General features: G+C 61.6%; 24 protein-coding genes. 12 read left to right on the forward strand and 12 right to left on the reverse strand.

The features are described 5' to 3' along the window. Positions 1 to 32: 32 nt before the first annotated feature. Together JET17_RS19190 and acs are read right to left on the reverse strand one after the other, a co-directional pair. Positions 33 to 818 carry an ABC transporter substrate-binding protein gene (locus JET17_RS19190; RefSeq protein WP_012315603.1) on the reverse strand — a complete coding sequence of 262 codons (786 nt, stop codon included), beginning with the start codon at positions 816 to 818 and terminating at the stop codon, positions 33 to 35. Between the two features lie 506 nt (positions 819 to 1,324). Beyond that, positions 1,325 to 3,286 carry an acetate--CoA ligase gene (acs, locus tag JET17_RS19195; RefSeq protein ID WP_012315604.1) on the reverse strand — a complete coding sequence of 654 codons (1,962 nt, stop codon included), beginning with the start codon at positions 3,284 to 3,286 and terminating at the stop codon, positions 1,325 to 1,327. 427 nt (positions 3,287 to 3,713) lie between these two features. On the opposite strand from acs, the gene JET17_RS19200 reads away from it, so the two are divergent. Then, positions 3,714 to 3,968: a DUF2790 domain-containing protein gene (locus JET17_RS19200; protein ID WP_012315605.1), complete on the forward strand. Its 255-nt coding sequence runs from the start codon at positions 3,714 to 3,716 to the stop codon at positions 3,966 to 3,968. Positions 3,969 to 4,049: 81 nt separating this feature from the next. Here the strand turns inward: JET17_RS19200 and JET17_RS19205 are convergent, their stop codons facing one another. Beyond that, positions 4,050 to 5,609 (reverse strand): sigma-54-dependent phenylalanine hydroxylase transcriptional regulator PhhR, encoded by a 1,560-nt coding sequence (locus tag JET17_RS19205; RefSeq protein WP_012315606.1) that lies wholly within the window; start codon positions 5,607 to 5,609, stop codon positions 4,050 to 4,052. Positions 5,610 to 5,865: 256 nt separating this feature from the next. Here JET17_RS19205 and phhA point away from each other — a divergent pair, with 256 nt between their 5' ends. From phhA to JET17_RS19220, 4 genes are all read left to right on the forward strand, one after another. Continuing rightward, positions 5,866 to 6,654 (forward strand): phenylalanine 4-monooxygenase, encoded by a 789-nt coding sequence (gene phhA, locus JET17_RS19210; protein ID WP_012315607.1) that lies wholly within the window; start codon positions 5,866 to 5,868, stop codon positions 6,652 to 6,654. 39 nt (positions 6,655 to 6,693) lie between these two features. Continuing rightward, positions 6,694 to 7,050, forward strand: coding sequence for a 4a-hydroxytetrahydrobiopterin dehydratase (locus JET17_RS19215; protein ID WP_003254532.1), 357 nt, complete (start codon positions 6,694 to 6,696; stop codon positions 7,048 to 7,050). 211 nt (positions 7,051 to 7,261) lie between these two features. Beyond that, the gene (locus tag JET17_RS27535) at positions 7,262 to 7,387 is read left to right on the forward strand and encodes a hypothetical protein (RefSeq protein WP_256345817.1); all 126 of its coding nucleotides are present in this window, start codon (positions 7,262 to 7,264) and stop codon (positions 7,385 to 7,387) included. Between the two features lie 97 nt (positions 7,388 to 7,484). Further along, positions 7,485 to 8,672, forward strand: a complete 1,188-nt coding sequence (locus JET17_RS19220; RefSeq protein WP_012315608.1) for an MFS transporter — start codon at positions 7,485 to 7,487, stop codon at positions 8,670 to 8,672. 84 nt (positions 8,673 to 8,756) lie between these two features. Here JET17_RS19220 and JET17_RS19225 read toward each other — a convergent pair whose 3' ends face one another. Beyond that, the gene (locus JET17_RS19225; RefSeq protein ID WP_012315609.1) at positions 8,757 to 11,774 is read right to left on the reverse strand and encodes an FAD-binding and (Fe-S)-binding domain-containing protein; all 3,018 of its coding nucleotides are present in this window, start codon (positions 11,772 to 11,774) and stop codon (positions 8,757 to 8,759) included. 152 nt (positions 11,775 to 11,926) lie between these two features. Here JET17_RS19225 and JET17_RS19230 point away from each other — a divergent pair, with 152 nt between their 5' ends. Continuing rightward, complete coding sequence (locus tag JET17_RS19230; protein ID WP_012315610.1) at positions 11,927 to 12,811, forward strand: LysR substrate-binding domain-containing protein; 885 nt, start codon at positions 11,927 to 11,929, stop codon at positions 12,809 to 12,811. Between the two features lie 100 nt (positions 12,812 to 12,911). On the opposite strand, the gene JET17_RS19235 is transcribed toward JET17_RS19230, so the two are convergent. From JET17_RS19235 to JET17_RS19260, 6 genes are all read right to left on the reverse strand, one after another. Next, positions 12,912 to 14,333 carry an amino acid permease gene (locus JET17_RS19235; protein WP_012315611.1) on the reverse strand — a complete coding sequence of 474 codons (1,422 nt, stop codon included), beginning with the start codon at positions 14,331 to 14,333 and terminating at the stop codon, positions 12,912 to 12,914. A 635-nt stretch (positions 14,334 to 14,968) separates the two neighbouring features. Beyond that, complete coding sequence (gene rluB / locus JET17_RS19240; RefSeq protein ID WP_012315612.1) at positions 14,969 to 16,033, reverse strand: 23S rRNA pseudouridine(2605) synthase RluB; 1,065 nt, start codon at positions 16,031 to 16,033, stop codon at positions 14,969 to 14,971. Between the two features lie 222 nt (positions 16,034 to 16,255). Beyond that, a complete protein-coding gene (gene scpB / locus JET17_RS19245; protein WP_012315613.1) occupies positions 16,256 to 17,035 on the reverse strand; it encodes an SMC-Scp complex subunit ScpB in 780 nt (259 codons plus the stop codon). After that, a complete protein-coding gene (locus JET17_RS19250; RefSeq protein WP_190273343.1) occupies positions 17,022 to 17,747 on the reverse strand; it encodes a segregation and condensation protein A in 726 nt (241 codons plus the stop codon). Before JET17_RS19250 ends, scpB begins: the two co-directional genes overlap by 14 nt. Positions 17,748 to 17,872: 125 nt before the next feature. Next, positions 17,873 to 18,502: an L-threonylcarbamoyladenylate synthase gene (locus tag JET17_RS19255; protein ID WP_042111646.1), complete on the reverse strand. Its 630-nt coding sequence runs from the start codon at positions 18,500 to 18,502 to the stop codon at positions 17,873 to 17,875. A gap of 13 nt (positions 18,503 to 18,515) precedes the next feature. Beyond that, positions 18,516 to 19,376, reverse strand: a complete 861-nt coding sequence (locus JET17_RS19260; protein ID WP_012315616.1) for a PHP domain-containing protein — start codon at positions 19,374 to 19,376, stop codon at positions 18,516 to 18,518. Between the two features lie 67 nt (positions 19,377 to 19,443). On the opposite strand from JET17_RS19260, the gene JET17_RS19265 reads away from it, so the two are divergent. From JET17_RS19265 to JET17_RS19285, 5 genes are all read left to right on the forward strand, one after another. Beyond that, positions 19,444 to 20,037 carry a septation protein A gene (locus JET17_RS19265; RefSeq protein ID WP_042111648.1) on the forward strand — a complete coding sequence of 198 codons (594 nt, stop codon included), beginning with the start codon at positions 19,444 to 19,446 and terminating at the stop codon, positions 20,035 to 20,037. Position 20,038: 1 nt separating this feature from the next. Next, positions 20,039 to 20,338 (forward strand): YciI family protein, encoded by a 300-nt coding sequence (locus JET17_RS19270; RefSeq protein WP_012315618.1) that lies wholly within the window; start codon positions 20,039 to 20,041, stop codon positions 20,336 to 20,338. Between the two features lie 78 nt (positions 20,339 to 20,416). Next, positions 20,417 to 21,094, forward strand: a complete 678-nt coding sequence (locus JET17_RS19275) for a response regulator transcription factor (RefSeq protein ID WP_012315619.1) — start codon at positions 20,417 to 20,419, stop codon at positions 21,092 to 21,094. Positions 21,095 to 21,263: 169 nt separating this feature from the next. Then, positions 21,264 to 21,680: a Spy/CpxP family protein refolding chaperone gene (locus JET17_RS19280; protein ID WP_012315620.1), complete on the forward strand. Its 417-nt coding sequence runs from the start codon at positions 21,264 to 21,266 to the stop codon at positions 21,678 to 21,680. 58 nt (positions 21,681 to 21,738) lie between these two features. Beyond that, positions 21,739 to 23,079: a sensor histidine kinase gene (locus JET17_RS19285; RefSeq protein ID WP_012315621.1), complete on the forward strand. Its 1,341-nt coding sequence runs from the start codon at positions 21,739 to 21,741 to the stop codon at positions 23,077 to 23,079. Between the two features lie 131 nt (positions 23,080 to 23,210). On the opposite strand, the gene JET17_RS19290 is transcribed toward JET17_RS19285, so the two are convergent. Further along, the gene (locus tag JET17_RS19290) at positions 23,211 to 23,768 is read right to left on the reverse strand and encodes an NAD(P)H nitroreductase (RefSeq protein ID WP_012315622.1); all 558 of its coding nucleotides are present in this window, start codon (positions 23,766 to 23,768) and stop codon (positions 23,211 to 23,213) included. A gap of 181 nt (positions 23,769 to 23,949) precedes the next feature. Between JET17_RS19290 and JET17_RS19295 the strand changes: the two genes are divergently transcribed. Continuing rightward, positions 23,950 to 25,404, forward strand: coding sequence for a TrkH family potassium uptake protein (locus JET17_RS19295; RefSeq protein ID WP_012315623.1), 1,455 nt, complete (start codon positions 23,950 to 23,952; stop codon positions 25,402 to 25,404). Here the strand turns inward: JET17_RS19295 and JET17_RS19300 are convergent. Next, positions 25,361 to 26,422, reverse strand: a complete 1,062-nt coding sequence (locus tag JET17_RS19300) for an AraC family transcriptional regulator (protein ID WP_012315624.1) — start codon at positions 26,420 to 26,422, stop codon at positions 25,361 to 25,363. The genes JET17_RS19295 and JET17_RS19300 overlap by 44 nt on opposite strands. Positions 26,423 to 26,466: the final 44 nt, after the last annotated feature.

Here is a 26,466-nt window from a genome sequence, read left to right on the forward strand (position 1 = left end):
TTTGCACCATTGCACAGGTGAAACTCGACGTCTTAGTTCGAGTCTGGACCGTAGATGTCAAAGTTGAAGTACTTGTCCTGGATCTGCTTGTACTTGCCGTTGGCACGGATCGCGTCGATGGCCTTGTTGATACGCTCGCGGTTGGCATCATCACCTTTGCGCACGGCGATGCCGATACCGTCACCGAAGTATTTCGCGTCGGTGAACGAAGGGCCAACGAAGGCAAAGCCCTTGCCGGCGTCGGTTTTCAGGAAACCGTCTTCCAGCAGGGTGGCATCAGCCACGGTGCCGTCGAGGCGGCCAGCGGCCACGTCAAGGTAGATTTCGTTCTGGGTGCCGTAAGGAACCACGGTGGCACCTTTGGCGCCCAGCACTTCCTTGGCGAAGCGGTCGTGGATCGAGCCGCGCTGCACGCCGATCTTCTTGCCCTTGAGTTCATCCAGGCTGTCGCTGACGGTAGCGCCGTCCTTCATCACCAGGCGCGCAGGGGTCAGGTAGTAGCGCTTGGTGAAGTCGACCGATTTCTTGCGGTCATCGGTGATCGACATGGACGACAGGATGGCGTCGATCTTGCGCACTTTCAGCGCCGGGATCAGGCCGTCGAACTCCTGCTCGACCCAGGTGCACTTGGCTTTCATCTCTTCACACAGGGCGTTGCCGATGTCGTAGTCGAAACCGGCGATGCTGCCGTCGGGCTGCTTGAAGGCGAAGGGTGGGTAGGCCGCTTCGATACCGATTTTCAACGGTTTTTCATCAGCCTGCGACACCAGGGAAAACACGGAAAGCGCCAGGGCGCCAAGCAGTGCGAGCTTCTTCATCAGGTAACTCCATCGGTACGGGGCATTACAAGGCAGGAGTAACAACTGCCCGATATGCGAATGGGTACAACGCGAGCCGCGCAGGGTTCGACCAAGGTCGCAGACCACGAGCGAGTGAGTGGCATTTTAACGACAGCCCGGTAGTCGATATTTCTTCAAAGCGACAACTACTTACAGAAGCGCTTGAAACGGCAGCGGGCGAGGTTGACAGCCTTTGCAAGATATGCAAGAGCGCAAGGAAAATAACCTTTAGAACTAGCAATTACTGGGCCTATTATTGGCAAAGCCTTGTACGACGGCAAGTGTAGCGTGCTGCACGGCAAAAAATGGCGCCTTAAACGCACCGAAACGGGTCATGAGTGTTCCCGCTCGCCCCGCAGCTGTGCGTAATCGGTGACAGAAGAGTTACCGATGAATGTCGGGTAACAGTAAAGCAAAAACCCCGCCGGTTGCCCGTGCGGGGTTTTCGTTTGAAGCAGGACTGCCCCGCAGTCCCGCTCATTTCATCAGGCCGACGCCAGGTTCATTGCCTTGTGGGTATCAATCAAGTGCTGCACCACGCCCGGGTCGGCCAGGGTGGAGATATCACCTAGCGAGCCGTATTCCGCCGTGGCGATCTTGCGAAGGATACGTCGCATGATTTTGCCCGAGCGCGTCTTCGGCAGCCCTGGCGCCCACTGGATCACATCTGGCGAGGCAATCGGGCCGATCTCCTTGCGCACCCAGTTCTTCAGCTCCAGGCGTAGCTGCTCGCTGGGCTCCACGCCGGCATTAAGGGTCACGTACACATAGATGCCCTGCCCTTTGATATCGTGTGGCACGCCCACCACCGCAGCTTCAGCCACTTTGGCATGGGCGACCATGGCGCTTTCGATCTCTGCGGTACCCATACGGTGGCCGGAAACGTTGAGCACGTCATCCACCCGGCCCGTGATCCAGTAGTAGCCATCCTCGTCACGGCGCGCACCGTCACCGGTGAAGTACATGCCGCGGAAAGTCTTGAAGTAGGTATCGACGAAGCGGTCATGATCGCCGTACAGCGACCGCGACTGGCCCGGCCAGGAATCGAGGATCACCAGGTTGCCCTCGGCGGCACCATCGATCAGGTTGCCCAGGTTGTCCACCAGCGCCGGCACCACACCAAAGAACGGACGGGTCGCAGAACCCGGCTTGAGGCCCGTGGCGCCCGGCAGCGGGCTGATCAGGATGCCGCCGGTCTCGGTCTGCCACCAGGTGTCGACGATCGGGCAACGCTCCTTGCCAACGGTCTTGTAGTACCAGTTCCAGGCCTCAGGGTTGATCGGCTCACCGACCGAACCCAGCAGGCGCAGGCTCGAGCCGTCGGCACCCTCAACGGCCGCCTGCCCTTCGGCCATCATGGCGCGAATCGCGGTGGGTGCGGTGTAGAGGATGTTGACCTTGTGCTTGTCGACGATCTTCGATACCCGGGTAATGTCCGGATAGTTCGGTACGCCCTCGAAAAGCAGCGTGGTCGCACCGTTGGCCAGCGGCCCGTAGACAATGTAGCTGTGGCCGGTGACCCAACCGACGTCAGCGGTGCACCAGTAGACCTCGCCGGGGCGGTAGTCGAACACGCGCTCGTGGGTCAGCGCGGCGTACACCAGGTAACCCCCCGTGGTGTGCAGCACGCCCTTAGGCTTGCCGGTGGAGCCGGAGGTATAAAGAATGAACAACGCTTCCTCGGCACCCATTTCCTTTGGCGCACAATGGCTGGAAGCTACCTTCATCAGGTCTTCGTACCAGATGTCTCGGTGCTGGTGCCAGGCAATGTCACCACCGGTGCGCTTGCATACGATGATTTTCTGCACGCTGCTGGTTTCAGGGTTGGTCAGCGCCAGGTCGACGTTGGCCTTGAGCGGAGTACGACGACCACCGCGCAAACCTTCGTCGGCGGTGATCACCACCTTGGACTTGCAATCGATGATGCGCCCGGCCAGCGCTTCAGGCGAGAAGCCGCCAAACACCACCGAGTGAATCGCACCGATGCGGGCACAGGCCAGCATCGCCACCACGGCCTCAGGGATCATCGGCATGTAGATAGTCACTACATCCCCACGGTGCACGTCCTGCCCGCGCAGGGCGTTGGCGAATTTGCAGACCTGCTCGTGCAGTTCGCGGTAGGTGATGTTGCGGTGTTCGGAAGGGTCGTCACCTTCCCAGATGATTGCCAGTTGGTCGCCGCGCTCTTCGAGGTGGCGGTCCAGGCAGTTGGAGGAGACGTTCAGAGTGCCGTCGGCAAACCACTTGATATCGACATGATGATCGTCGAAGGAAGTCTGCTTGACCTTGGTGAAAGGCTTGATCCAGTCAATGCGCTGGGCCTGCTCACGCCAGAAGCCGTCCGGGTTGATCACCGATTGCTGGTACATGGCCTTGTAGGTGGCCTCGTCGGTCAGGGTAGTGGCCGCAACCTCGGGACGAACGGGATACAGTGGAGCCGCACTCATCTGTGTTACCTCGGTGTAATAGTTGTTTTTGTATGGAACCGTTTGTAACTGTACCAGAGCGGCAAAAGCCATACGACGATGGTAGTAACGCAACGTGCTGCGCACCTTGTGGGCGGCCGGAAAGGCTCTAGGCCGCAGCTGGCGGCCCGGCGAGAGGGGAAAGCGAAAGATTTTGCCGGGGGGATTGTTACAGTTTCTGTCAAAAGACGAAAAAACTTTATCAAAACACCCACTGTTTCCCTTAATTACCGAGGCATAAGATTCACCTCGCCAGCAACGGCAAAGCGATTAACAACTGGTAACAGTCACAGCCCCCACGAAGGCAACTCGTTAATCGCGATCTAATCCGACAGTTGAAAACTTGGCTATATTCGCGGCGCCACAAGCACCGCGTGCCCCCTCACGACCTTAGACAGGTAAATAGAAAATGAAAGCGTTACTGGTATTGGTACTTGGTAGTCTTTGCAGCGCGGCGATGGCCGATGAAGCAAAGGATGCCGAGCAGATTCCGGTTGAACAGTACAGCTATTCGCAGCACCTGGATATCGCCCGTGTCATCTCCATGAGCGAAGTGCCAAACGTGTGCGAAGTCGTGCCTGCCCGCATGACTTACGAGGATTCCAAGGGCCAGAAGCACATTCTCGAATACCGCGTGATGGGTAACGGCTGCTCCAACGGCTGATGAATGATTTGGGCCCTGCGGGGCCCATTCGTCAACAGTTACACAATGAACAGTTTTGAGTTTGATCCACTCGCCACTCAGTCATTCATTCGATTTGCCCAGCGAATAATCCCGCAACTTGTTAGCAATGGTTGTATGTGAAACACCCAGCCGCTTGCCCAGCGCCCGGCTACTTGGATACTCCCCGATCAGACTTTCCAGTACAGCCTTTTCGAAGCGCCCGATAATCTGCGAAAGATCACCTTCAAGGGTAAACTCACCCAAGGGCTGCCGCACGCCGTAATCCGGCAAGCGGATATGTTCGCCTTTCACTATTCCGCCTTCGCACAGCGATACCGCCTGGAACAATACGTTTTCCAGTTGCCGGACATTGCCCGGCCAATGGTAGTGCGCCAGTTTGTCCATCGCCGCAGGCGCCAGGCGCGGCAGGGCACAACCAATCTGCCGGCTGGCCTGATCGAGAAAGTGCTGCACCAACCCTTCCAGGCCGTCCATGCACTCGCGCAACGGCGGTATGTGCAACGACAACACATTGAGGCGATGGTACAGGTCCTGGCGGAATTCGCCCCGAGCGCACAATTCGGAAAGGTCCACCTGGGTTGCGCAGATCACCCGTACATCCAGGTAAACTTCTTCATCACTGCCAACGCGACGGAAGCAGCCGTCCTGCAGAAAGCGAAGCAACTTCACCTGCAGACGCGGGCTCATCTCCCCCACCCCATCGAGGAACAGTGTTCCGCCAGCGGTCAACTCCAGAAGGCCCAGTTTGCCTTCGGCGCGGGCCCCCTCGAACGCGCCGGGGCCATAACCGAACAGCTCGGTTTCCGCCATGGACTCTGGCAGGCCGGCACAATTGAGGGCCATCAAAGGCGCCTGCCCCCGCGGGCTGGCCAGGTGGCAGGCACGCGCCAACAGCTCTTTGCCTGTACCTGTCTCACCTTCGATCAGCAGCGGCGCGTCCAGCGGCGCCATGCGCCGCGCCTCACGCACCACAGCCGCCATCACCCGCGAGCTCTGGAAGATGCTGTCGAAGCCGCGCAGCTCCTGTTTGCGTACGTTGTAAATCCGCTCACCGATGCGGTCGGCACGGTGCAAGGTCAACACCGCGCCAGCCAATGCCTCGCTGTCGTCATGCTCGGACTGCAAAGGTGCGATGTCGGCCAGGAAAATATCACCCTTGACCTTGACCCGTAGGCCATTGATTCGAGATTTGTTGGCCCGCACCAGTTCCGGCAGGTCAAAGTCCTCTACATAGCGCGCCAACGGGATGCCCGGCACCTCGTCGACCCTCACGCCCAGCAACTGCGCGGCGGTGCGGTTGGCGGCGACGATGCTGCCGCCCATGTCGACCGACAGCACCGGGAAATCCAGCGCCCCCAGCAGCGCGTTGAGCTCCATGTGCCGTCGCTCGCTGGGCATCAAGCCGACACGCTTGACCCCGAAGACCCCGGCAATCGACTCGAATTTCGGACGTAGAGCCTGGAACTGCAGGTTGATGAGGTTCGGGCAATGCAGGTAGATGGCATTGCCATGGTCACCGCCGACTTCACCACGGAGTACGTTGATTCCGTACTCCACCAACAGGTTGAGGATGTCCCGAAGGATGCCGATGCGGTTCTGGCAATGCACTTTGATACGCATGAAAGCTCTCGAAGCGGCGAAGTTTTTAAACCGGCCGCACAAAAATCGTAAAGAAAAGCTGACAAAAACACAGCAAAGGCCAGCTCGATACACCGAATTTTCCGCGATGCCGCTATGTTTGTAAAATTATCGTTACGAAAAACACCTGAAAACTGCAGTTCAGGGGTTCTGACACCGCGTGCAATCGGGCCGATGAAGGGATATTTCTTAGGTATGTCGTGGACATAACAATAAAAGCCCTCACCAGGAGAGCCACATGAAACAGACGCAATACGTGGCACGCGAGCCCGATGCGCAAGGCTTCATCGACTACCCGCAGCAAGAGCATGCGGTGTGGAACACGCTAATCACCCGCCAGCTGAAGGTCATCGAAGGCCGGGCATGCCAGGAGTACCTGGATGGCATCGATCAGCTCAAGCTGCCCCATGACCGCATCCCGCAACTGGGCGAGATCAACAAAGTGCTGGGCGCCACCACCGGCTGGCAGGTTGCCCGTGTGCCGGCGCTGATCCCCTTCCAGACCTTCTTCGAGCTGCTGGCCAGCAAACGCTTCCCGGTCGCCACGTTCATCCGTACCCCGCAAGAGCTGGACTACCTTCAGGAACCCGACATCTTTCACGAGATCTTCGGCCACTGCCCGCTGTTGACCAACCCCTGGTTCGCCGAATTCACCCACACCTACGGCAAGTTGGGCCTGGCCGCGACCAAGGAGCAGCGCGTGTACCTGGCGCGGCTGTACTGGATGACCATTGAGTTCGGCCTGATGGAGACCGCGCAAGGCTGCAAGATCTATGGCGGCGGCATCCTCTCTTCGCCAAAAGAAACCGTCTACAGTCTGTCCGGTGAGCCGGAGCACCAAGCCTTCGACCCGATCGAGGCCATGCGCACCCCCTACCGTATCGACATCCTGCAGCCCCTGTATTTCGTGCTACCGAACCTCAAGCGCCTGTTCGACCTGGCCCACGAAGACATCATGGGCATGGTCCAGCAAGCCATGCAGCTGGGGCTGCATGCACCGAAGTTTCCACCCAAGGTCGCCGCCTGAGCGACCTTGCCGACAACAACTCGAATCGGAAAACACCTCATGAATGCCTTGAACCAAGCCCACTGCGAAGCCTGCCGCGCCGATGCGCCGAAAGTCACCGACGAGGAACTGGCCGAACTCATCCGCGAGATTCCGGACTGGAACATCGAAGTACGTGACGGTCATATGGAGCTGGAGCGTGTGTTCCTGTTCAAGAACTTCAAGCACGCCCTGGCATTTACCAACGCAGTAGGCGAAATCGCTGAAGCCGAAGGTCATCACCCAGGCCTGCTGACCGAATGGGGCAAGGTCACCGTGACCTGGTGGAGCCACTCCATCAAGGGCCTGCACCGGAACGACTTCATCATGTGCGCGCGTACTGACAAGGTTGCCGAGACCGCTGAAGGGCGCAAGTAACACGCTAGACAAGGCCGCTGCGCGCGCCATTTGTAGTGCGCGCCGCGGCCTTGCCTTGTCGGAAAAATGTCCGGTATCCGCCCGCAAAACCGACAAGCGACCGGGAAAAATTACAAACTGTCATCCAGACTTGTGTATCCTGCCTCAGCTTTGCGAAGCTCCAAACGCGCCTGGCGCAGCCTTTTCACTCACACTTGCGAGGAACGACGAGATGCACGAAATCCCGAATCTTCCCTTCCCAAGCCTGAACCCCGAAGAGCAAACCGTTGCCGCTCACTCCGAACCGGCGCCTGCCGTCGAGGATGGCGACGATCAATCCAGCGCTGACCAGGAATAACCGCGCATCCCCCCGACTGTGTGAAAACGGCTGACTTTCGGACTACCGCTGTCATCACGTTTTCACACCGTCCAGAACTTCTGCCACGTAGGCCCCCATGCCCGACTCACCGCGCCCCCTTGCGGTCACCCTGCAAGTCGTCTCCATCGTCCTGTTCACCTTTATCGGCTACCTGAACATCGGCATCCCCCTCGCCGTGCTGCCTGGCTACGTGCACAACGATCTGGGCTTCAGCACCGTCGTCGCCGGCCTGGTGATCAGTGTGCAATACCTCGCCACGCTGCTCAGCCGCCCCACAGCCAGCCGCATCATCGACAACCTGGGCAGCAAGAAGGCCGTCATGTATGGCCTCGCCGGTTGCGGCCTGAGTGGTGTTTTCATGCTCGCCTGTGCATTCCTTACCCACCTGCCCTGGCTGAGCCTGGCCTGCCTGCTGGTCGGACGCCTGGTGCTGGGCAGCGCAGAAAGCCTGGTGGGCTCGGGTTCGATAGGCTGGGGGATTGGCCGGGTCGGCGCCGAAAACACCGCCAAAGTCATTTCCTGGAACGGGATCGCCAGCTACGGTGCGCTGGCCATCGGTGCGCCACTGGGTGTGCTTATGGTCAAGCACCTGGGGCTGTGGAGCATGGGGGTGAGCATTATCGGGCTATGCGCGGTAGGCCTGCTGCTGGCATGGCCAAAACGCGCTGCGCCGATTGTCAGCGGCGTGCGTATGCCGTTTCTGCGGGTGCTGGGCAAAGTGTTCCCGCATGGTTCGGGGCTGGCTTTGGGCTCGATCGGCTTTGGCACCATCGCCACCTTCATCACCCTGTACTACGCCAGCCGTGGCTGGGCGAATGCAGCACTGACCCTGAGCCTGTTCGGTGCCAGCTTCATCTGTGCGCGGCTGCTGTTCGGCAATCTCATCAACAGGATTGGCGGGTTCAGGGTGGCGATCGTGTGCTTGTCGGTCGAGACACTGGGCCTGCTGATGCTGTGGCTGGCACCCAGCGCAGAGCTCGCCTTGGCCGGAGCGGCGCTCAGTGGCTTCGGCTTCTCGCTGGTGTTCCCGGCGCTGGGCGTAGAAGCGGTGAATCAGGTTTCGGCAGCCAACCGCGGGGCGGCGGTGGGGGCATACTCGCTGTTCATCGACCTGTCACTGGGCATTACCGGGCCACTGGTGGGCGCGGTGGCGTCGGGGTTCGGGTTTGCTTCGATGTTTCTGTTTGCGGCGGCGGCGGCGTGCTGCGGGCTGGTGTTGAGCCTGTATCTGTACCGTCAGGCGCGGCGTTTCAGGCATATTTGAGCGCATGGGGGGTGCTACGCACCCCTTTCGCGACACGAGGCCGCTCCTACGGGTAATTGAGCGTACCTTTGGAGCGGCCTTGTTTCAGCGGGCGTACTGCAACACCACTTCCAGCGGATGACGCATCTGCCGCTCGGTCATGCGCTTGACCTGGCTACGGCACGAATAGCCGGTAGCCAGGGCCTCACCCTCCTTTTCCAGCTTGGTTGCCCAGGACTGTTCGAAAATGGTCCGCGACGTCTCCTGGTTACGTGCCTCATGCCCGTAGGTACCGGACATGCCGCAACACCCCGTGGCCTCGGTCACCAGCTTCAGGCCCAGGCGCGCGAACACCTGCTCCCATTGGCGGGTACTGGCCGGCACGTTGGTCTTCTCGGTGCAGTGCGCCATCAGGCGGAAGTTTCCGGGCGCGGCGTGCGCCTGTTCGGGCAGCACATCCATCAGCCATTCCTGGGGCAGCAACACCTTCGGGCAGCCCTCCAGGCCCGGCACCTTCTGGTACTCCTGGCGGTAGACCAGGGTCATGGCAGGGTCCAGGCCCACCAGCGGTACACCACAGTCGGCCAGGGCCTTGAGCTGGTTGGCATTACGGATTGCCGCCTTGGCAAAAGCCCCCAAAAAGCCCTGCACGTGCAGCGGCTTGCCATTGGCACTGTAAGGCGCCAGGAACACGCGGTGGCCAAGGCGATTGGCCAGCTCGATGAACGCGGCCAGCAGCGGTGTCTCGAAGTAACGGGTGAAGGCATCCTGCACCAGCACGATGCTGCGCTCGCGCTGGGCCGGGGTCAGTTCGCGCAGCGCCGGCACACTGGCCACGCCAACCCGGCAACGCGTGAGGGTGGACTGGAAGTTGAAGCGGCTGATCAGCGGGCTGTCGACCATGCCGACCTTGTCCGCCAGCAACCTGCTGACCCACTTCGACCCCATCACCGCGTTATACAGCCCTGGTGCATGGGCCAGGTAGGGCATGGTGAACTCCAGCGAGCCGATCAGGTAATCACGCATCGGGCGCTGGTAACGGCCGTGGTACAGCTCGAGGAAACGCGAGCGGAAGTCCGGCACGTTGACCTTGATCGGGCACTGCCCTGCACATGACTTGCACGCCAGGCAGCCGGCCATGGCGTCGTAGACCTCATGGGAAAAGTCTTCCTGGCCCTGGTTGCGTGCACGGTTGTTGCGCAGCCGTGCTGGCAGCCCCTTGAGCCAGGACACCTTGTTGCGCGCCGCAGCCAGCACATCGATGTTCGCCTCACCCTGCAGGCGCAGCCATTCGCGCATCAACGAGGCGCGCCCCTTGGGCGAATGCTGGCGCTCACGGGTAGCCTTCCACGAGGGGCACATGGCGTCATTGGGGTCGTAGTTGTAGCAGGCGCCATTGCCATTGCAATGCACGGCACTGCCGAAGTCCTGCCATACACGCTCGTCAATGGTACGGTCGAGGTCGCCACGCAAGGTCACGCCATCGACCCTGGTCAACCCTTCGGCGCTGTCCGGCGGGGTGCAGATCTTGCCAGGGTTGAGCTGGTTGCGCGGGTCGAAGGCACCTTTGAGTCGCTGCAACGCCGGATACAGCTCACCGAAGTACTCCGGCACATATTCCGAACGCAGCCCCTTGCCATGCTCGCCCCACAGCAGCCCGCCGTAGCGTTTGGTCAACGCCGCCACGGCGTCGGAAATCGGCTTGACCAGTGCTGCCTGGGCAGGGTCTTTCATGTCCAGTGCCGGGCGTACATGCAGCACGCCGGCGTCGACGTGGCCAAACATGCCGTAGGCCAGGCCATAGCCGTCGAGCAGCGCGCGGAAATCGGCAATGTAGTCGGCCAGTTGCTCCGGCGGCACTGCGGTATCTTCAACGAAAGGTTGTGGGCGCACCTCGCCCTCGACGTTGCCCAACAGCCCCACCGAACGCTTGCGCATGGTGTAGACCCGAGTCACGGCCTCGGCCCCTTCGGCCAGGGTATGGCCCAGGCGCTCGACACTGGTGTCGCGCTGCAGGTGATCGATGAAGGCTTCAACCCGAGCATTGACCTCGGCCGGCTCATCGCCACAGAACTCCACCAGGTTGATACCCAGGGTGGGGCGCTCCGGGTCGGCCGGGAAGTACTCGGCAACGCTGTGCCAGACGATGTCTTTCATCGCCAGCATCAGCACCTTGGAGTCTACCGTCTCGATCGACAGCGGCTTGTGCGCCATCAGCGCATTGGCATCGCGCAGCGCGTCCATGAAGCTGGTGTAGCGGACGTTGACCAGCACCGCATACTTAGGAATCGGCAGCACGTTGAGCTTGGCTTCGACCACATAACCCAACGAACCCTCGGCGCCACACAGCACACTGTTGAGGTTGAAGCGGCCCTGTTCGTCGCGCAGGTGCGCCAGGTCGTAGCCGGTCAGGCAGCGGTTGAGCTTGGGGAAGGTGGTTTCGATCAGCTCGGCCTGGGTTTCCTGAATTTCGCGGGCAGTCCGATACACCTCACCCACCCGCCCGGGCGCAGCACAAGCCTGCTCCAGCGCAGCGTCGTCGATCGGCAGGCTGTGCAGGCGCTCTCCACCGAGCAGCACGCTGTGCAGTTCCAACACATGATCGCGGGTCTTGCCGTAGGTGCAACTGCCTTGGCCGCTGGCGTCGGTGTTGATCATACCGCCAACGGTAGCGCGGTTGGAGGTGGACAGTTCAGGCGCAAAGAACAGCCCGTGCGGCTTGAGCGCGGCATTGAGCTGGTCCTTGACCACGCCAGCCTGCACCCGCACCCAACGCTCCTGGACATTGATTTCGAGGATGGTGTTCATGTGCCGCGAGAGGTCGACCACGATACCGTCGGTCAGCGATTGGCCATTGGTGCCGGTGCCGCCACCGCGCGGTGTCAGTTTGACCTGCTGGAAGCGTTCTTCGCCCATCAGCGCGGCAACCCGCACCACATCGTCGGCGTCCAACGGGAACACCGCCGCCTGGGGCAGGCGCTGGTAGATGGAGTTGTCGGTAGCAAGCACGGTACGGGTACCGTAATCGGCGCTGATCTGGCCACGGAAGCCGCTGTTGCGCAGGGCTTCGAGGAATTCTGGGTAAGCGGCGGTCGGCGCAGTGGTCGGCAGCTGGGCGATCATCGAAGGATGGCCTCTTGATATGAGCTAATTCACGGGAATCCTGTCGCCTTGGCATGGATTGAGCCATGCAAGGATGACGAATAGGCCAATGTTCCTGTAGTTTCGCCCCAGGGGCAAACGGATAATCCTGCCGCTATCAATGACTTTTATGAATGAATTACCGCCACCTGACACCCTCCATGTCATTGCTGCTGGCTTTCGAGGCTGCCGCCCGGCATGAAAGCTACACCCGCGCAGCTGCCGAACTGTCCCTGACCCAGAGCGCGGTCAGCCGCCAGGTGCAGGCGCTGGAACAGCAACTCGGGCTGACCCTGTTCCGCCGCGAAGGCCGCCAGGTACAACTTACCGACGTTGGTCGGCTGTACCAGCGCGAGCTCAGCGAAGCCTTGGGCCGCATTCGCAGTGCCACCTTGCAGGCCCTGGCTTACCAATCAGGGGTCGGTACGCTGCGCCTGGCGACCTTGCCCACTTTCGGCTCCAAGTGGCTGCTGCCGCGCCTGCATGCCTTCTACAGCGCCCACCCGGGCATGCTGGTGCATATACACTCGCGGATCGAAGCGATCAACTTCGACACCAGCGAGATCGATGCCGCTATCGGCGTGGCTAGCCATGACCTGCCCGGACTGATCTGCCATCGGCTGCATGCCGAGGAACTGGTGGTGATCCTCCCACCGCAAGCCAACGTCGACGCCCAGGGTTGGGACCCGGCACGTATCAGCGCTGAGGTACTGCTCAACGTTGCCAACAATCCGCATGCCTGGGGCGAGTGGTTTTCACACCATGGCCTGCCGCACCGGGCGATGCGCCTGGGGCCGAGTTTCGAGCTGACGTCACACCTGATCCAGGCGGTACGGGCAGGCATCGGCATCGGCTTGGTACCGCGGATACTGGTGGACGAGGAGCTGGCCAAGGGCGAACTGTTCAGCCCTGGTACGGCGTTCGCCAGCCAGCGCAGCTATTACTTGATCTATCCGCCAAGGAACGAAGCGTTGCCCTCGCTGCGGGCGTTTCGTGGATGGTTGCTCGAGCAGATCTGAGTAATTTCCTGCTTTTACAGGCCCAGTCGCCGGCGAGGTGGCGCATAAAAAACCCGATGCCAGCCACCTGACATCGGGTTTCGTTCACCGCTCGCTGCGCTTACTTGGTAACGGTGCCGGCTGCTGCGCCATTGCCCAGCTCACGACGCTTGGACTTGATGATATAGAAGACGAACATCATCAGCACCCAGACCGGAATGGCATACACCGAAACCTGGATGCCCGGGATCTGCAGCATGATGCCCAGGATCAGTACCACGAATGCCAGGCAGATGTAGTTGCCGTAGGGGTACCACAGGGCCTTGAACAGCGGCTTCTGGCCGGTGCGGTCCAGGTGCTGGCGGAATTTCAGGTGCGAGTAACTGATCATTGCCCAGTTGATCACCAGGGTCGCTACTACCAGCGACATCAGCAGCTCCAGCGCATTATGCGGCATGAAGTAGTTGAGCAGCACGGCAATCAGGGTAACGGCTGCCGACACCAGGATCGAACGCACCGGCACGCCGCGCTTGTCGACTTTGGCCAGGGCTGCGGGGGCATCACCTTGCTCGGCCATGCCAAGCAGCATGCGGGCATTGCAGTAGGTACCACTGTTGTACACCGACAGTGCCGCCGTCAGGACCACGAAGTTCAACAGGTGGGCGGCCACGTCGCTGCCCAACAGCGAGAACACCTGAACGAACGGGCTGCTACCGTAGCTGCCGCCAGAAGCATCGATGCTGGCCACCAGGCTGTCCCACGGGGTCAGCGACAACAGCACGACCAGCGCACCGATGTAGAAGATCAGGATGCGGTAGATGACCTGGTTGATGGCCTTGGGGATCACGGTTTTCGGCTTATCTGCTTCGGCTGCAGTGAAGCCGAGCATTTCCAGGCCCCCGAAGGAGAACATGATGAACGCCAGCGCCATGACCAGGCCGCTGACACCATGCGGGAAGAAGCCCCCATGAGCCCACAGGTTGGTCACCGAAGCCTCGGGGCCGCCGCTGCCGCTGGTCAGTAGGTAGGCGCCCAGGCCGATCATGCCGACGATGGCCGCGACCTTGATGATGGCGAACCAGAACTCGGCTTCGCCGAACACCTTCACGTTCATGAGGTTGATGACGTTGATCAGCAGGAAGAAGCCCGCTGCCGTAACCCACGTCGGGATCTCCGGCCACCAGTAGTGAATGTACTTGCCGACCGCCGTCAGCTCCGACATGCCCACCAGGATGTACAGCACCCAGCAGTTCCAGCCCGACATGAAACCGGCAAAACCGCCCCAGTACTTATGGGCAAAGTGGCTGAACGAACCGGCCACCGGCTCTTCGACGATCATCTCACCAAGCTGGCGCATGATCATGAAGGCGATGAAGCCGCAGATGGCGTAGCCCAGGATCATCGACGGGCCGGCGGATTTCATCACGCCTGCCGAGCCAAGGAACAGGCCGGTACCAATCGCGCCGCCAAGGGCGATCAACTGGATGTGGCGGTTCTTCAGGCCCCGCTTGAGCTCGCCTGAATGCATGTTGTGTTCACTCATGAACGAAGTCACCTGCATTGTTTTTATCTGTGACGGAATCGGACCCACCGCGCTCGTGGCGCAGCGGAATGGGCAAGGTGGTTACCTTGGTTTCTTGAACACAGCCGCCGCCGGAGCGGATCAGCCGGGTGTGAGCAAGAGTGCGCGGTACGCAAGAGGGTCACAGGTAAAACGCGGCGCACTGTATACCCCTGCAAGCGCGCAGGCGTCAACGCGTTGCGTCGTTTCCTCGGAAAAAACGCAGCGATCCTGTGGTAGGAAGCCCTGAAAGGCGGAGTGATCGGCGTACATGGCGCCTCCATTTGTTGTTCTGTATGCCCGGCTCTCTGGACGGGCTTTTGCACACGGCAATGGTCGCTATATCAGCGTGGGACGGGGGTTTGGGGCAATAGGGCTACCGGCACAGGCGGGGCTGTTGAACCGCAGGAGCGGCAAGATCTGTTTACAGAGAAGGTGCCCAGCAAGAGAAACCGGGGTAATTCGTACAGTTTTCTTTACATGGCGGTTTGAAAACTTGCCAGTCGTCCGAAAAATTCTTTTTCTTCAATATCTTGGCGCGCGGTGCGGGCTGCACAAACCTGCAGACGAAAAAAAGCCAGCCCGAAGGCTGGCTCTTTGATCACGGCCTGAGCCGATCAGCCACGCGGCTTGCCGCGACCACGCCCTGCCGGCTTGTCACCGTCGGTCTTGGCCGGGCGCTTGCGCATCTCGCTTGGACGCTCAGCCACCGCACTGCCGCGGCTGCCTTTGCGTGGCGCTTCTTCACGCGGCTGGCGAGCCGGACGCTCGGCAGCTGCGGCTTCCTGCGCCGGGCGCAGGCTGCGCACGCGCTCGCTACGCCCCATGGGCCGGGTCGACTTGCGCTGCAGGCGCTCCATCTTGTCTTTGGCCTTGAGGTTCATGGCAGGCAGCGCCACCGGCTGCAGGCCCACTTCAGCGGCCAGGATGTCGATTTCACCCTGGGTCATTTCACGCCAGCGACCCATCGGCAGATCGGAGTTGAGGAACACCGGGCCAAAACGCACGCGCTTGAGGCGGCTGACCACCATACCCTGGGATTCCCACAGGCGGCGCACCTCACGGTTACGACCTTCCATCACCACGCAGTGGTACCAGTGGTTGAAACCTTCACCACCTGGGGCCTTCTGGATGTCGGTGAACTTGGCCGGGCCGTCTTCAAGCATCACGCCCGCCTTCAGGCGTTCGATCATCTCGTCGTCGACTTCGCCACGGACACGCACCGCGTATTCGCGGTCCATCTCGTAGGACGGGTGCATCAGGCGGTTGGCCAGTTCACCGTCGGTGGTGAACAGCAGCAGACCGGTGGTATTGATGTCCAGTCGGCCAATGTTGATCCAGCGGCCTTCTTTCGGCCGCGGCAGGCGGTCGAACACGGTCGGGCGACCTTCCGGGTCGTCACGGGTGCAGATCTCGCCATCGGGCTTGTTATACATGATCACTCGGCGCGTGGCCTCGGCGGCCTCTTCGCGCTTGATCAGCTTGCCGTCGACAGCGATGGCATCGTGAAGGTCGACGCGCTGGCCGAGGGTGGCCTCGACGCCATTGACCTTGATGCGGCCCTGGCTGATCCAGGCTTCGACGTCACGGCGCGAGCCCACGCCGATGCGCGCCAGCACTTTCTGCAGTTTTTCGCCGGCTGGCGGGGTGATTTCGGTATTTTGCAGGTCTTGCTCACTCATCTGGGCACCTCCCGGTGTAGGAATGAAAACAGAGATTCTGGCGACGAACGCGCCAAAAGGTCGCGCATCATACGCGGTTCTAAAAGGGAACGCACTGGAGCTTAGAGGGTTTTCAGAGGGTGCAGTGGTTTTCTGCCCAGTGGTTTTGTATTGAAAGGACCGGCCTCATCGCCGGCAAGCCCCACCAGACCGCGCAGCGCCTGCAATCTCGGAGCACAAGACTCATGGCTGCAGCTTGCCGTGGTCCTCAACCAAGACCTCAGGCTCTGCCGCCTCTTCCTCTGGCAAATCATCGAAATCGGTCTTGAGCCCCTCCTCCATCGCATCCAGCTCCACCAGCAGGCTACGAAAGCTCGTCTCCTCCTTAGGTTCGGCAAGCGCCTCCTCATCGGCCAGGCTGGCATCGGCCAACGCCTGCAAATGCGCCGGCACCGGTGCATCATCTGGGTCCAGCAACGGCTCCGGCTCCATTTCGCGCAGCTCGGCCAAGGCCGGCAACTCGTCCAGGCTCTTGAGGTTGAAATGATCGAGAAACGCCTTGGTGGTGGCGAACATCGCCGGCCGCCCAGGGACCTCGCGGTGGCCAACCACCCGGATCCATTCACGCTCCATCAGGGTCTTGATGATGTTGCTGTTGACCGCAACACCCCGCACGTCCTCGATCTCGCCGCGGGTGATGGGCTGGCGGTAGGCGATCAAGGCCATGGTTTCGAGCAGCGCACGGGAATAGCGCTGCGGGCGTTCTTCCCACAGGCGGCCCACCCACGGCGCGAAATTGTCGCGAATCTGCAGGCGATAGCCGCTGGCCACTTCCTTGAGTTCGAAGGCCCGACCACTGCAGGATTTGCCGAGCACGTCCAAGGCTTTCTTGAATACCTTCGGCTCAGGGCGCTCGGCCTCCTCGAACAGCTCGTACAGCCGTTCAAGAGATTGCGGCTTGCCTGAGGCGAGCAGAAACGCCTCGATCAGCGACGCCAGGTCGCGGGGTTCATTCAGATTCATCAGGTTCTTCGACAGACTCGGCACGCACCCGGACATGGATCGCGGCGAAAGGCTCATTCTGCACCAGTTCGATCAGCGATTCCTTCACCAACTCAAGAATTGCCATGAAGGTGACCACCACCCCCAGCTTGCCTTCCTCAGCCGTAAACAGCTCGACGAAAGGCATAAAGCCACCGCCCTTGAGGCGCGCCAGCACTTCGCTCATGCGCTCGCGGGTAGACAGCGTCTCACGGGTGATCTGGTGGCTTTCGAACAGGTCGTTGCGGCGCATCACCTCGGCCATGGAAACCAGCAACTCTTCCAGGCTGACCTGGGGCAACAGCTTGCGCACCTTGGCCTGGGGCGCCTCAAGGCGCGGCACCACGACGTCACGGCCAACCCGCGGCAGTTCATCGATGCCTTCGGCCGCAGCCTTGAAACGCTCGTACTCCTGCAAGCGCCGGATCAGTTCGGCACGCGGGTCGCCTTCCTCCTCCTCGACCTCCGCGGAGCGTGGCAGCAACATGCGCGACTTGATCTCGGCAAGCATGGCAGCCATCACCAGGTATTCGGCGGCCAACTCCAGGCGCACGCTTTTCATCAACTCGACGTACCCCATGTACTGGCGGGTGATCTCCGCCACGGGGATGTCGAGAATGTCGATGTTCTGCTTGCGGATCAGGTAAAGCAGCAGGTCGAGTGGGCCTTCGAAGGCCTCGAGGATGACCTCCAGCGCGTCCGGCGGAATGTACAGGTCCACCGGCATCTCGGTCAGGGCTTCGCCGTAAACCAGGGCCAACTGCAATTGTTGAGGCAGTTCGGCTTCGATGGCCGCAGCCTCGGGCATCTCCATCTGACTCACGCGTTGACCAGAAATGGCGAGGGGTCGCCGCAGCCTTCGCGGATCACTTCGGGCTCGTCGCCGGACAGGTCGATGATGGTCGAGGCCTTGAGGTCGCCGAAACCGCCGTCAATGACCAGGTCCACGTGATGTTCCAGGCGCTCGCGGATTTCATAGGGGTCGGTCATGGGCTCGCTATCACCGGGCAGGATCAGGCTCACGCTCATCAGCGGCTCACCCAGCTCTGCCAGCAGGGCCAGGGTGATGCCATGATCCGGAACCCGCAGGCCTATGGTGCGACGCTTCTCGTGCAGCAACAGCCGCGGCACCTCACGGGTGCCATTGAGGATGAACGTGTAGGGGCCGGGTACGTGGGCCTTGAGCAAACGGAAGGTGCCGGTGTCAACCTTGGCGTAAAGGCCCAGCTGCGACATGTCGCAGCACATCAGGGTGAAATTGTGGGTCTTGTCCAACCCGCGCAGACGCCGAACCCGTTCGATCGCTGCCTTGTCACCGATCTGGCATCCCAGTGCGTAGGCCGAGTCGGTCGGATAGACGACCACACCGCCCTTGCGGATGATTTCCACCGCCTGGCGAATCAGCCGCGGCTGGGGGTTCTCCGGATGAATCTGGAAAAATTGGCTCACGAAGTCTTCCTGTTCATATCGCCATAGGTTGTTCATGGCTGAATCGGCGCCACAGAGGTGGCAGATCCTCAGGCAATGGCCGGTAGGCACCGATCTCGCCCCAGGTGCCGGGGCCGTGGAAATCGCTGCCAGCGCTTGCCAGCAGGCCGAACTCACGAGTGAGGATGGACATCGTGCCCACCTGCTCGGCAGGCATCATCCCATTGACCACTTCAAGCGCCTGCCCACCTGCCTGAATATAGTCGGCAATCAGGCGCCTGCGCTTGCTGCGGGTCAGATCGTAGTGCATCGGATGGGCCAGGCTCACCCAGGCATTGGACTGGCGCAATGTTGCAACGGTTTCCTCAAGCGTCGGCCAATGCAGCTTGACGTCACCCAGCTTGCCGGCCCCCAACCACTTGCGAAACGCTTCACCACGGTCTTTGACGTGGCCTGCACGCACCAGGTGCTCGGCAAAATGCGGCCGTGCCGGCGCGTTACCGCTGTCGCCCAACTCCTGCTGCACGGCGCGGGCACCCTCAAGGGTACCTCGCATGCCCTTGGCCGCTAGCCGTTTGTCGATTTCCTCGGCGCGCAGCCAGCGTCCACGGTGCAGGGATTCGATCGCTTCGAGCAGCGGCGGGGCTTCAAGCGGGAAGTCATACCCCAGTACATGGATGGTCGCGCCCCCCCACGTGCACGAAAGTTCCACCCCGCTGACCCAGCGCATACCTCGTTCGACGCAGGCCTGGCGGGCCTCGGGCAGGCCTTCAAGGGTGTCATGGTCGGTCAGTGCCAACGTCTGCACCCCGTGCTCTTGGGCCCGGGCGACCAGGACCGCGGGCGCCAGGGCGCCGTCGGAGGCCGTGCTGTGACAGTGCAGATCAACATTCATAGAGGAGCGCTACCGCTGGATTCGATGTTTGTTATTATGCCGCCACATCCCGATTCTGGCTGCCATTGTGAAACAATTCATCGATTTCATCCCGCTGCTACTGTTCTTCATCGTCTACAAACTCGACCCTCGCCCCATGGAAGTTGCCGGGCACAGCTTCGAATTCGGCGGCATCTACAGCGCCACGGCAATGCTGATCATCAGTTCGCTGGTGGTATATGGCGCGCTGTTCCTGCGCCAGCGCAAGCTGGAGAAAGGCCAATGGCTGACGCTGGTCGCCTGCCTGGTATTCGGCGGCCTGACCCTCACCTTCCATAGCGAAACCTTCCTCAAGTGGAAGGCACCGGTGGTCAACTGGCTGTTCGCCCTGGGCTTTGCCGGCAGCCACTTCATCGGGGACCGGGTGCTGATCAAGCGCATCATGGGCCACGCCCTGACCTTGCCCGATGCCATCTGGACCCGACTGAACCTGGCCTGGATCGCATTTTTCCTGTTCTGTGGCGCGGCCAACCTGTTTGTGGCCTTCACCTTCCAGGAATTCTGGGTCGACTTCAAAGTCTTCGGCAGCCTGGGCATGACCGTGATATTCCTGGTGGCGCAGGGCGTGTACCTGTCGCGCCATCTGCACGACGACCCTTCTACCTCCAAACCCAAGGATTGACATGCTTTACGCCATCATTGCCAGCGACGTCGAAAATTCCCTGGAAAAGCGCCTGGCCGCGCGCCCGGCGCATATCGAGCGCCTGAAGCAGCTGCAAAGCGAAGGCCGCGTGGTACTGGCCGGCCCACACCCGGCCATCGACAGCAACGACCCGGGCGAAGCCGGTTTCAGCGGCAGCCTGATCGTCGCTGAGTTCGATTCCCTCAGCGCTGCCCAGGCCTGGGCCGATGCCGACCCGTACATTGCAGCGGGTGTTTACGACCAGGTCATCGTAAAACCTTTCAAGCAAGTCTTGCCCTGATCGATAAATTGTCGGCGTCTGCGGTATCTTTGCCACTGGCGAGCGCGTCAGACGCCGTCGATTTGAATTGAGTGAGTCATGAGCGAGCTGTTACTGATTGATGATGACCAGGAACTCTGCGAGCTGCTCGGCAGCTGGCTGACCCAGGAAGGTTTTGCCGTCCGTGCCTGCCATGATGGCCAAAGCGCGCGCCGGGCGCTGGCCGAGCATGCCCCGGCAGCTGTGGTACTGGACGTGATGCTGCCTGACGGTAGCGGCCTTGAGCTGCTCAAACAATTGCGCAGCGACCACGCAGAACTGCCGGTGCTGATGTTATCGGCCCGCGGCGAGCCCCTGGACCGCATTCTCGGCCTGGAACTGGGCGCTGATGATTACCTGGCCAAGCCCTGCGACCCGCGTGAGCTTACCGCCCGCTTGCGCGCGGTGCTGCGCCGCAGCCACCCCACAGCTACCACTACACAGGTCGAGATCGGCGACCTGGCCTTCAGCCCCGTGCGCGGCGTGGTCAGCATCGATGGCCGCGAGATGACCCTTACCTTGTCTGAAAGCCGTATCCTCGAAGCTCTGCTGCGCCAGCCAGGCGAGCCGCTGGACAAGCAGGAGCTTGCGCAGATCGGCCTGGGCCGCAAGCTGACCCTTTACGATCGCAGCCTGGACATGCACGTCAGCAACCTGCGCAAGAAGATCGGCCCGCACGCCGACGGCCGCCCGCGCATCGTCGCACTGCGTAGCCGCGGCTACTACTACAGTCTGTAGGCAGGAGCAGCGGCAAGAAAAAGCCAAGCGCGCTCTTGCTTGAAGCTCGCAGCTCGCAGCTCGCAGCGCTTTCTTTACCCAGCCTTTACCGTTCGCTGACTGCGCTTGACCTTGATCTCCCTAGACTGAGCTCATCCGGTAACCACCGGCCCATGACAGGAGAGACACCATGCGCAAGACCTTGATCGCCCTGATGTTCGCCGCTGCCCTGCCGACCGTGGCCATGGCCATGCCAGAAGGCGGCCCGCGTCACGACGGCCCGCATCATCGCGGTGACGCGCCTTTCGCCCAGTTAGACCTGAGCCGCGACCAGCGCCAGCAGATTGGCAAGCTGATGGGCGAGCAGATGAAAAACCGCCGCGACATTACCGAACGCTACCTGGCCAAACTGCCGGCAGCGGACCAGAAGGCCATGAAGGACGAACTCAAGGCCAGCCACGACAAGACCGACAGCCAGGTCCGCGCCCTGCTCAAGCCAGAGCAGCAGAAGAAGTTCGACGAACTGCAAAAAGCGCGTGAAGCACGCAAGGCTGAATGGAAGGAATTCCAGGCCTGGAAAGCTGAAAAAGCCGGCAAGGCCCAGTAAGCTGTCCCACCAATGCCCGGCCCGCCCACAAGCGGGCCGGGCTTTTCCCGTTTAGGAGGTGCTCTTGCGTTCTCTGTTCTGGCGCATCCTGGCCAGTTTCTGGCTGGCTATCACCCTGGTCGCAGGCCTGTCGATCCTGCTGGGCCATATGCTCAACCAGGATGCCTGGATACTCAGCCGCCACCCCGGTCTCAGCACGCTCGCCAGCCGTTGGGTCAAGCACTATGAACACGAAGGCCTGGAGTCGGCCCAGCATTTCCTCGAACGTCGCAAGCAGCGTTTCAAGATCGACGTACAGGTGCTCGACGACAGTGGCGAAGCCGTGGTACCTGGCACCTTCCCGCGCCGCGCCGCAGCCTTCGAGGCGCGCCAGCACAATGACGAGCGGCGCCTACCGTGGCGTCGCCTGACCGAGGAGTACACCAGCCCTGAAAGCGGTGAGACCTACCTGCTTATCTACCGTATTCCGCACCCGGAACTGGACGCCTGGCACCGCGAAAGTCTGCTCTGGCCATTGAGTGCCCTAGGCATAGCCTTGGTGGTACTGACCCTGTTCAGCCTGCTGGTGACCCTGTCCATCACCCGCCCGCTGAGCCGCCTGCGCAGTGCGGTACACGATCTTGGCCAAGCCAGCTACCAGCAAAACAGCCTGGCGCGCCTGGCTGCACGGCGCGATGAGTTCGGCGTGCTGGCCAAGGACTTCAACAAGATGGGTGCCCGCTTGCAGAGCCTGATCGGCAGCCAGCGCCAGTTGCTGCGCGACGTTTCCCACGAACTGCGCTCACCGCTGGCGCGCCTGCGCATTGCCCTGGCGCTCGCCGAACGGGCAGAAGCCGAGCAGCGCCAAGCCTTGTGGCCGCGTCTGACCCGCGAATGTGATCGGCTGGAAGACCTGATCAGCGAAATTCTGACGCTGGCCCGGGTCGATGCCGAACAGTCTCACGCCGAAACGGTCGACCTCAACGCCCTGCTGGGCAGCGTGCGCAAGGACGCACAGCTAAGCGCACCGGAGCAGGACGTTCGGCTGGAGGCGCAACCGGGCTTGACCTTGCAAGGCTGGCCGACGCTGATCGAGCGTGCCGTTGACAACCTACTGCGCAATGCCTTGCGTTTCAATCCGCAGGGGCAGCCAATCGAGGTACGCGCCGGGCGTGAGCAGGGGCGCATCGTCGTGAGCGTGCGTGACCATGGGCCGGGGGTGTCGCCGGAGCACCTGGCGCAGCTGGGTGAGCCGTTCTTCCGTGCCCCCGGGCAGGAAGCACCGGGGCATGGCCTGGGGCTGGCGATTGCGCGCAAGGCGGCAGAGCGCCATGGCGGGAGTCTGGTACTGGAGAACCACCCACAGGGTGGATTTGTCGCCCGGCTGGATTTGCCGCTGGCAGTGGAGATTGGCAGTTGAATTCGAGGGGGCTGCGCTGCAGCCCAATCGCCGGCAAGCCGGCTCCTACAGAATCACCACAGGTTTCAGCATTTTTCGACACTTGTGGGAGCCGGCTTGCCGGCGATTGGGGCGTACAGCGGCCCCTGGCGTCATTCGCCCCAGGCGCTGACGAACTCGGCGGTTTGCAGGACCGGCGCAGTACGCGGCTCGGCCATCGGCGTGCCGACATACAGGTAGCCGATCAACTCCTCGTTCTCGCCCAGCCCCAAGCCCTTGTGCACATGGGCATCGAAAGCCATGTCGCCGGTACGCCACACTGCGCCGATACCTTGGGCATGTGCGGCTATCAGGATGCCATGCGCCGCACAGCCTGCTGCCAGGCGCTGCTCCGACATCGGCACCTTGAAGTGGTCCTGCAGCTTGGCGATCACCACGATCAGTAGCGGCGCACGCAACGGCATGGCGCGGGCCTTGTCCAGCGCAGCCTGAGTGGCATCGCCCTTGTTCTGCACCGCTTCGGCAAACAGTTCCCCGAGCTTCTCGCGGCCCTGGCCTTCGATGGTCAGAAAGCGCCATGGCCGCAGCTGGCCGTGATCAGGCGCGCGCAGCGCAGCCTGGAACAGCGCCTCGCGCTGAGCGGCATTTGGCGCAGGTTCAGTCAGGCGTGGCACGGATACACGGTTGAGCAATGCGTCGAGAGCCTCCATCGGCTACCCTCCTGGCAGTTGAATGTGCGGCCATTCTCAAGCTGCAAGCGCCAAGCTGCAAGCTGCAAGCAGAAGCCGCCCGGTGCACACTGCCATTTTTTCTAGCTTGTAGCTTGCAGCTTGCAGCTGCCAGACCCATAGGTAGAATGGCGCCCTTCCGTTCAGAGTCAGAGCAGATCACATGGCGTTGCCGACCTTAAGGATCATTGGTTTCATCATCGGCATCTTCCTGATCACCCTGGCGGTCAGCATGGTCGTACCCATGGCGACGCTGGTGATCTTCGAACGTACCGGCGACATGCCATCGTTCCTCTGGTCAAGCCTGATCACCTTCGTCGCAGGCTTGCTTCTGATCGTCCAGGGCCGCCCGGAGCATGTGCACCTGCGCCCGCGCGACATGTACCTGCTGACCGTCAGCAGCTGGCTGGTGGTAGGCGTGTTCGCCGCCCTCCCCTTTCTGCTCACCCAGCACATCAGCTACACCGACGCCTTCTTCGAAAGCATGTCCGGCATCACTGCCACCGGTGCCACCGTGCTCAGCGGGCTGGACACCATGTCGCCGGGCATACTGATGTGGCGCTCGATGCTGCACTGGCTCGGCGGTATCGGCTTCATCGCCATGGCGGTGGCGATCCTGCCGCTGCTGCGCATCGGTGGCATGCGCCTGTTCCAGACCGAGTCGTCCGACCGCTCGGAGAAGGTCATGCCGCGCTCGCACATGGTCGCCAAGTCGATCGTCGGGGTGTACGTCTGCTTCTCGGTGCTGGGCGCCCTGGCCTTCTGGTGGGCCGGCATGAAGCCGTTCGACGCCATCAACCACGCCATGTCAGCCATTTCCACCGGGGGGTTCTCGACCTCCGACCAGTCCCTCGCCAAATGGGACATCCCTGCCGTGCACTGGGTCGCGGTGGTTGTAATGATTCTTGGCAGCCTGCCATTCGCCTTGTACGTAGCCACCCTGCGCGGCAACCGCAAGGCGCTGATTCGCGACCAGCAGGTCCAGGGGCTGCTTGGCTTGCTGGTGGTCACCTGGCTGGTATTGGGCACCTGGTACTGGGCCACTACCAACCTGCACTGGCTCGATGCCTTGCGCCACGTGGCGTTCAACGTGACCTCGGTGATCACCACCACCGGTTTCGCGCTGGGCGACTACAGCCTGTGGGGCAATTTTTCGCTAATGCTGTTCTTCTACCTGGGCTTCGTCGGTGGCTGCTCTGGTTCGACCGCCGGCGGTATCAAGATCTTCCGCTTCCAGGTGGCCTACATCCTGCTCAAGGCCAGCCTCAACCAGTTGATTCACCCACGCGCCGTGATCAAACAGAAATACAACGGCCATCGCCTGGACGAAGAGATCGTACGTTCGATCCTGACCTTCTCGTTCTTCTTCGCGATCACCATCTGCGTCATGGCGTTGCTACTGTCGCTACTGGGCGTGGACTGGATGACCGCTCTGACCGGCGCCGCCGCAACCGTTTCGGGCGTTGGCCCGGGCCTGGGTGAAGTGATAGGCCCGGCAGGCAACTACGCCATGCTGCCGGACGCGGCCAAGTGGATTCTTGCTGGCGGCATGCTGCTCGGCCGCCTGGAGATCATCACGGTGCTGGTGCTGTGCATGCCGGCGTTCTGGCGTCACTGACCACCTCGGGGTCCGCACCCAGACGGGCGCGATACTCGCTGGGGGTGACGTCGAACCAGCGGCGGAAGGCCCGGTAGAAGTTGCTCGGGTCAGCGAACCCCAACAGGTAGGCGGTTTCCAGCAAGGTCATGCCGGGCTGGGCGAGGTACTGCTCTGCCAGCTCACGACGGGTGTCGTCCAGCAAAGCCTGAAAGCTGGTGCCCTCTTCCTGCAGGCGGCGCTGCAGGGTGCGCTGGGACAGGTGCAGCGCCTGGGCCAGGGTTTCCCGCTTGGGTTCGCCCTGAGGCAGAATGCGGCAAAGCACCTGGCGCACCCGGTGGGTCACCCGGCTTTCAGAAAAGCGTGCCAGATATTCCCCGGCAAACCGGTCGTGCAGAATGGCCATGGCCTCATTGGCGGTCGGTAGCGCAGCTTCCATGTCGGCGCGCTCGAACACCAGCGCGTCGTGCGGCGCACCGAACACCAGCGGGGAATGGAAAGCCACCTTGTAGGGCTCGACGTTCTTGGGTTGAGGCCCCTGGATCAGCACCCGCCGCGGCTGGATGGGCCGCCCGCTTAGCCACTTGCACAGCGCCAGCGCACAGGCCAGCGAAGCCTCTGCACTGTGCCGTGTCGGTGGCAGGTGATCACCGTGTACGGTGAGTATCAGCGAATACCCCTCAGGCCCCAGGCGGAAGCTCAGGTCGGAGCTTTCAGCGATGATGCGCTGGTAGCGCACCAGGCGCTCGAAACCTTCGGCCAGGGTGCGGCTGGACATCAAGGCGTAGCCCACCACATGGAACGAAGCCGGCCTGACCACCCGCGCCATGTTCAGGCCGATCGCTTCATTGCCCGACAGTTCTACAGCCAGTTGCCAAAGGCGGGTCATGGAATCCTGAGGGAACCGCGCATCGGGGTCGTCGAGGGCAGCGAAATCCAGGCCGAGTTGCTCGAACATGGCCGGACAGTCGAGCCCTTCCAGCTCGAGCGCCTTCACAATCCCTGATGCCCAGCTGGCTGACGTGGTTCTCTCACTCATGACAGGCTTCTTATCCTGACCGCTTCATGCGGTTAACCTCAAGG

This window comes from Pseudomonas putida, assembly GCF_016406145.1.
Lineage (GTDB): Bacteria > Pseudomonadota > Gammaproteobacteria > Pseudomonadales > Pseudomonadaceae > Aquipseudomonas > Aquipseudomonas putida_E.